The sequence below is a fragment of the Streptomyces sp. NPDC043738 genome, assembly GCF_056436545.1.
This window is the reverse complement of the sequence record NZ_JBWKCJ010000024.1, coordinates 33,702-40,347: the sequence shown is the minus strand read 5'-3', so window position 1 is coordinate 40,347 and position 6,646 is coordinate 33,702. Positions and strand designations below refer to the sequence as shown.

6 protein-coding genes are annotated in these 6,646 nt (G+C 72.5%); 3 read left to right on the top strand and 3 right to left on the bottom strand.

The genetic code is table 11. The features are described from left to right. Nucleotides 1-200 precede the first annotated feature (200 nt). From AC0680_RS27225 to AC0680_RS27215, 3 genes are all read right to left on the bottom strand, one after another. Nucleotides 201-1,142: a 3-oxoacyl-ACP reductase gene (locus AC0680_RS27225; RefSeq protein ID WP_478633556.1), complete on the bottom strand. Its 942-nt coding sequence runs from the start codon at nt 1,140-1,142 to the stop codon at nt 201-203. 95 nt (nt 1,143-1,237) lie between these two features. Beyond that, nucleotides 1,238-2,314 (bottom strand): Zn-dependent alcohol dehydrogenase, encoded by a 1,077-nt coding sequence (locus AC0680_RS27220; RefSeq protein WP_478633553.1) that lies wholly within the window; start codon nt 2,312-2,314, stop codon nt 1,238-1,240. A gap of 53 nt (nt 2,315-2,367) precedes the next feature. Next, nucleotides 2,368-3,243 carry a MaoC/PaaZ C-terminal domain-containing protein gene (locus AC0680_RS27215; protein ID WP_478633551.1) on the bottom strand — a complete coding sequence of 292 codons (876 nt, stop codon included), beginning with the start codon at nt 3,241-3,243 and terminating at the stop codon, nt 2,368-2,370. A 364-nt stretch (nt 3,244-3,607) separates the two neighbouring features. On the opposite strand from AC0680_RS27215, the gene AC0680_RS27210 reads away from it, so the two are divergent. The 3 genes from AC0680_RS27210 (at nt 3,608) to AC0680_RS27200 (ending at nt 6,616) form a co-directional block, all read left to right on the top strand. Further along, nucleotides 3,608-4,576, top strand: coding sequence for an ABC transporter ATP-binding protein (locus tag AC0680_RS27210; RefSeq protein ID WP_478633550.1), 969 nt, complete (start codon nt 3,608-3,610; stop codon nt 4,574-4,576). Next, a complete protein-coding gene (locus AC0680_RS27205; protein ID WP_384441055.1) occupies nt 4,576-5,304 on the top strand; it encodes an ABC transporter permease in 729 nt (242 codons plus the stop codon). The genes AC0680_RS27210 and AC0680_RS27205 overlap by 1 nt, the downstream gene beginning before the upstream one ends. Before the next feature lie 145 nt (nt 5,305-5,449). Beyond that, entirely contained in the window at nt 5,450-6,616 is a 1,167-nt protein-coding gene (locus tag AC0680_RS27200) for a sensor histidine kinase (RefSeq protein ID WP_478633764.1), read from the top strand. Nucleotides 6,617-6,646 lie beyond the last annotated feature (30 nt).

Below are 6,646 nucleotides of genomic sequence, written 5' to 3'. Positions count from 1 at the left end.
GCATCCGATGGGGACCCCCTGGTAGGTGCCTTCGCCTCTCCCCCCCCCCCCCACCCCCCCCCCTCCCCCCCCCCCCCCCCCCCCCCCCCCCCCCCCCCCCCCCCCCCCCCCCCCCCCCCCCCCCCCCCCCCCCCCCCCCCCCCGCGGCCGTTTGCGCGGGTCGTCCGCCGGGCGGGCCGCCTGGTCCGCCGGTCCGCCCGTCAGCCGTGCTTGAGTCCCAGCACCTCGGCCGCCGCGAAGGTCTCGTTCGGCGGGCGCTGCGCGTAGTACGGCGTCAGCAGCCCGTCCAGCTCCTCGAAGCTGAAGACCTCCTTGGCGGTGTCGAACTTGGCGACGATCCGCGGGCGTTCGGCGATCGCGACCATGCCGCCGTGCACGACCAGCAGCTGGCCGTTGACCCCGGCCGCGGCCGGCGCGGCCAGATAGCCGACGAGCGGGGCGACATGCTCGGGGGCGAGCGCGTCGAGCCCGCCGTCCGCCGGCTCCTCGAAGCCGGCGAAGACGTCCTCGGTCATACGGGTGCGGGCACGCGGGCAGATCGCGTTGGCCGTCACGCCGTACTTGGCCAGCGCCAGCGCCGTGGAGGTCGTCAGGCCGACGATGCCCCCCTTGGCCGCGGCGTAGTTGGGCTGGCCCGCCGAGCCGGCCAGGAACGCCTCCGAGGAGGTGTTGATGATCCGGCCGTGCACCGGGGCGCCGGCGGCCTTGGAGCGTTCGCGCCAGTGGATCGCGGCGAAGTGGGTGGTGTTGAAGTGGCCCTTGAGGTGGACGCGGATGACCGAGTCCCATTCGTCCTCGGTCATCGAGAACACCATCCGGTCGCGGAGGATGCCCGCGTTGTTGACCAGGATGTCGAGCCGGCCGAAGGTGGCGACCGCCAACTGCACGAGCGCGCCGGCCTGTTCGTGGTCGGCGACGTCGCCGAGGTGGGCGACCGCCTGGCCGCCCGCCGCCCGGATCTCGGCGGCGACGTCCTCGGCGGGTGCCGCGGAGGCCTCGCCCGAGCCGTCGCGGCCCGGCTGCCCGTAGTCGTTGACCACGACCCGGGCACCGAGCCGGGCGAGTTCGAGGGCCTCGGCGCGGCCCAGTCCGCGGCCGGCCCCGGTGACGATCGCGGTCAGGCCCTCAAGTGGCTGTGCCATCGCTCTTCCTGTCCTCTCGATCGGTTCTCTGGCGTGCCGGCCGGCCCGCGCGCACGGGAGGTCCACAGGCGCGCGGCAGGTCCACGGGCGCGCGGTCAGATCTCTATGCAGGTGCGCAGCGCGATCCCGGAACGCATCTGGTCGAGCGCGTCGTTGATCTCGGCGAGCTGGACGCGGTGGGTGATCAGGCCGGCCAGATCGATCCGGCCGGCCCGCCACAGGGCGATGGCCCGCTCGTAGGAGCGCAGCACGTCCGCGCCCCCGTACAGGGACGGCAGGATCCGCTTCTCGTCGAAGAACAGCTCGAACATGTTGACCTGGAAGGTGTCGTCCATGGCGCCCGCGCCGACCACGCACAGGGTGCCACCGCGCCGGGTCGTCTCGTAGGCGGTGCGGGCGGTGGCGGACTTGCCGACCACCTCGAAGACGTAGTCGAAGCCCTCGCCCGCGGTGATCCGGGCCTTGGCGTCGGCGAGTTCCTCGGGGGCGACGGCCTCGGTGGCGCCGAAGCGCAGCGCGGCCTCACGGCGGGCCGGCACCGGGTCGACGGCGATGATCTGGGCCGCGCCGCAGGCCCGCGCGCCCTGGATGGTGGAGATGCCGACGCCGCCGCACCCGATGACCGCCACCGAGGAGGCGGCCGCCACCTCGGCCGTGTTGAGGGCCGCGCCGAGCCCGGTGGTGACACCGCAGCCGATCAGCGCGGCGATCTCGTAGGGGACGTCGTCCGGGATGGGGACCGCGCAGTTGGCGGGGACCACGACCTCCTCGGCGAAGGTACCGGTGCCGGCGAAGCCGAACACGTCTCCACCGGGGCGCTTGAAGTTGGGCGTGCCGGCGTTCAGGAATCCGGCCAGGCACAGGTGGGTCTGGCCGCGCTTGCAGGACGGACAGCTGCCGCAGGCGGGCAGCCAGCAGATCAGGACCCGGTCCCCCTGGCCCACGCCGGTGACACCGTCGCCGACGTCGAGGACCTCCCCGGCTCCCTCGTGCCCGGGAACGAAGGGGGCGGGCTGCGGCAGCACTCCGCTCATGGCCGAGAGGTCGGAGTGGCACAGCCCCGTCGCCCGGATGCGGACCCTGACCTTCCCAGGACCGAACCCCACCGCCTCGACGTCGTCGAGCACCTCCAGCTTGTCCTGACCGGTCTCGTGCTGTACGGCTGCGCGCATGTCGCGTCCTCTCAAGCGTCGAGTGGGGGCTGTCCGGCAGAGACGCCCAAGCCCTAGCTGTGCTCCACCACGGTGTCCGTCAGAACCTCCGCGTCATCCCGCTCGGGTGCCGTGACCGACACCTGGACCCGGCCGGGCTCCCGCCACGCGCGGATGCGGAGGGTCTCGCCCGGAAACACCACTCCCGCGAATCGGGTGGCGTACGAGCGCACCCGGGTCACGTCCCCGTCGAGCACCGTGTCGACGACCGCCTTGAGCGCGACCCCGTAGGTGCACAGCCCGTGCAGGATCGGCCGGTCGAAGCCGGCGAGCACGGCGAACTCGGGGTCCGCGTGCAGCGGGTTCCAGTCCCCGGAGAGGCGGTAGAGCAGCGCCTGGTCCTCGCGGATATGCCGTTCGGTGCTCAGATCAGGGGCGCGCTGGGGAAGTTCGAGGCGCGCGGAGGACCCTCGTTCGCCCCCGAAGCCGCCCTCGCCCCGGACGAAGATCTGCGTGTCGCAGGTCCACAGCGGTCCCTCCTCGTCGGCGACCTCCGAACGCAGCACGATCAGCGCGGCCTTGCCCTTGTCGTAGACGGCCGGGACGGAGGAGGTCTGCGTGGCGCGGCCGTGCACCGGGAGGGGGCGGTGCACGGTGACGGACTGTCCGCCGTGCAGGACGGCCGCGAGGTCGACGTCGATGCCGGGCGCGGAGAGGCCGCCGGCCACCGCCATCCCGCCGCCCGCCACGGTGGCGAAGCTGGGCAGGACGTGCAGTGCGCTCTCCAGGGTGTAGCGCAGTTCGTCCGGGTCGGTGGCGGGGTGCGGCTTCTGCGGTGTGGCCGCGCCGGCCCCGATGCCGAGGTGGTAGAGCTGGACGTCCTTGTGGTCCCAGGCGAGTTCGGTGGTCCGCGGCTCGGCGGAGGTGGCCTTGGCGACGTCGATGGGCATGGGGCTGTTGCTCCTTCACCACGGTGTGAAGACCCCGGCCCGGCCGTCCGCACCGTCGGCCGTGCCGGGGTCGTATCTGGTCGGCGCGGCCGCGCTCCGCCGGCACATGGGACACATCTAGAACGCGTTCTAGCCGATGGCCCTCATGTATAGCCGATCCTCCCGGCACTCGGAAGACCCTCTGACGCTCAGTCAGATCAGTGGCCGGGCAGGCACCCCCGTCGTCGGCCCATGACATTTGTCAGTGCGGATCCCACACATTCGCATCTGCCGCAGCCCGACAACTCTCCGTAATGTCGAAGACGGAAAGCGCGACCGGACGCAGGACAGGGAGCGGACAGTGAGCCGACCGGAGGGGCGGGCCATGAGGGCGGAAACAACGCAGGTGGCAGGGGGTTCGCGCGCGGCGCGCAGGGACGGCGGCGGCACGACGGTCGCATTCTGCGAAGTGACTCGGAGTTACGGATCGGTCCGCGCCGTGGACGGACTCGACCTGGAGATCACCGCGGGCGAAACGGTGGCACTGCTCGGGCGCAACGGCGCCGGCAAGTCCACCACCATCAACATGCTGCTGGGCCTGCTGCCGCCCGGCTCGGGCACGGTGCGGCTCTTCGGCGGCACACCGGAGACCGCCGTACGGGCCGGCAGGGTCGGCGCGATGCTCCAGGACGGCAAGGCCGTCCCGCGGGTCACGGTCCGCGAACTGATCGCCTTCGTCGCCGCCACCTACCCCGCTCCTCTGGACGTCGCCGAGGCCCTGGAGCTCGCGGGCCTCGCCGAGTTCGCCGGGCGGAGAGTGGACCGGCTGTCCGGCGGGCAGGCCCAGCGGGTCCGCTTCGCGATGGCGCTGGCCGGCAACCCCGAGCTGCTGGTGCTCGACGAGCCGACCGCGGCGCTGGACGTCGAGGCCCGCCGGGCGTTCTGGCGCTCCATGCGGGCCTACGCCCGCCGCGGCAACACCGTCGTGTTCTCCACCCACTATCTGGAGGAGGCGGACGACAACGCCGACCGGATCGTGGTGATCGACGGCGGCAAGGTGGTCGCCGACGGCAGCGGCGAGGAGATCAGACGGCGGGCCGGCGGGTCGCTGGTCTCCTTCGACCTCGCGGGGGCGGCGACCGAGCCGCTGCCCGGACTGCCCGGCGTGAGTGCCGTGGAGATACGGGGCGACCGCGCGCTGCTGCGCACGACGGACTCCGACGCGACGGTCCTGGCGCTGGCCGGGCGCGGTCTGGTCCGCGGCCTGCAGGTCGCCCCCGCCAGCCTGGAGGACGCCTTCCTCACCCTCACCTCCGCCGAAGCCGGCGCCCCGTCCCTGAAGGAGACCGCGTGATGGTCGACTACATCCGTCTCGAAATCCGCCGCACGCTGCGCGACAAGGGCTTTGTGATCTTCGGCATCGGGATGCCGGTGCTGATGTATGTGCTGATGACCAACATCGGGGCGGGCCCCGGCGGCGCGTCCGCGGAGTGGAAGACCGCCTCGATGGTCGGGATGGCGGCGTACGGCGCGCTGGGCGCGGCGATCGGCACGGGCACCGGCGTCGCCGAGGACAAGCAGCTGGGCTGGCTTCGGCAGCTGCGGATCACCCCGCTGAGCCCGGTGCGCGTGGTGGTGAGCCGGGGGCTGACCGGCTCGGTGACGGTGCTGCCGGCCATCGCCTCCGTACTGCTGGTGGGCGCGCTGGTCAACGGCGTCCGGATGCCTGCCTGGCAGTGGGCCGCGCTGGTCGGGCTGTTGTGGGTGGGCACCGCCCCCTTCACCCTCCTCGGGCTCGGCAACGGCTACCGCCTCTCCGCACAGTCCACCGGTGTGGTCAACACGGGCTGCATGCTGCTGCTCTCGATCGTCGGCGGCCTGTGGTTCCCGGCAGAGCTGTTCCCGGGCTGGCTGCGCTCGCTGTCCTCCTGGACGCCCGGCAACCGCTTCGCCGAGCTGGGCCAGAGCGTCACCCAGGGCGGCGCTCCGAGCCTCACCGCGGTGGCGGTACTGGCCGCCTGGCTGGCACTCTTCGGCGGTTATGCGGTGTACGCATACCGTCGGGCCGCGCGAACGGTGTGACCGACGACGGCGGAGCTGGGAAGCGACAGTGCAACGGACACAGCAGCAGAACACGGGTGGGCCGCGCCCCGGCAAGGCGAACGACGTGGACAGCATGAACGCCACGGACGGCGCGGACGGCACGGACGGCACGGACGGCGTGCAGATGACCTCGTGCACGGCGAAGCCGGGGAGCAAGAAGCCGGACAGGGGGCCGGGCAAGTACGCCTTCCTGCCCTGGCTCCTGATGGGCCTGGGGGCCTTCTCCAACATCATCCAGGGCAAGACGGGCAACCCCTGGCTGGCCGGCCTCGGACTGCTCGCCTTCAACTCCTTCTACGTCAGCGTCGTGTGGTCCTCCTTCAACCCACGGCGGCGCGACTCCCGCTATCCGCTCATCGCCCTGGGGGTGCTGACCGCCATCACCTTCGCCATCGCGCTCGGGTTCGGCGACAACTGGTTCCTGTTCTTCCCGCTGCTGTCGCTGGCCTCCGGCACGGTCCGCGCCCTGCGGGGCAAGAAGCTCGCCCTGTGGCTGATCTCCCTCAGCGGTGCGGCCGGCTATCTGTCCGGCTGGCGCGACGGCGACCCCTCCGGCTCGTTCGGCATCGGATACGGCACGTTCCTGTCCGGCATGGTGACGGCCACGGTCCTGAGCCTGTTCGACACCATCCAGGAGCTGAACGCCACCCGCCAGGAACTCGCCCGCAGCGCCGTGGAGAAGGAGCGGCTGCGCTTCTCCCGCGATCTGCACGATCTGCTGGGGCACACCCTGTCCGTGGTGGTGGTCAAGGCCGAGGCGGTCCGCCGCCTGGCACCGCGCAATCTGGACGCGGCGCTCGCCCAGGCCGCCGACATCGAGGCGGTCGGCCGGCAGGCGCTGACCGAGATCCGCGAGGCGGTCACCGGCTATCGCGAGGGCAGCCTGGCCACGGAACTGGACCGGGCCCGTTCGGCGCTGGAGGCGGCCGGTATCGACCCCGTCGTACGCCAGGCCGGGCCGCCGCTGCCCCCGCAGACCGGCGCGCTGCTGGGCTGGGTGGTCCGCGAGGGTGTCACCAACACCGTCCGGCACAGCGGCGCCACCCGCTGCGAGATCGATGTGCACGCCGACGAGGAGCGGGTACGGCTGACGGTCACCGACGACGGCCGCGGTCCCGCAGACGCCTCGGGCCCGGTCGGCGGCACCGGCCTGAAGGGACTCACCGAGCGGCTGGCCGCGGCGGGCGGCACCCTGCACAGCGGCCCCGACGGCCGGCGCGGCTTCCGTGTCACGGCCGAACTCCCGGTCGGCACGGCCGATATGCCGGAGATGAAGGAGCCGCCGAGGTGATCAAGGAGCTGGATCAGGCTGTCTACTCTT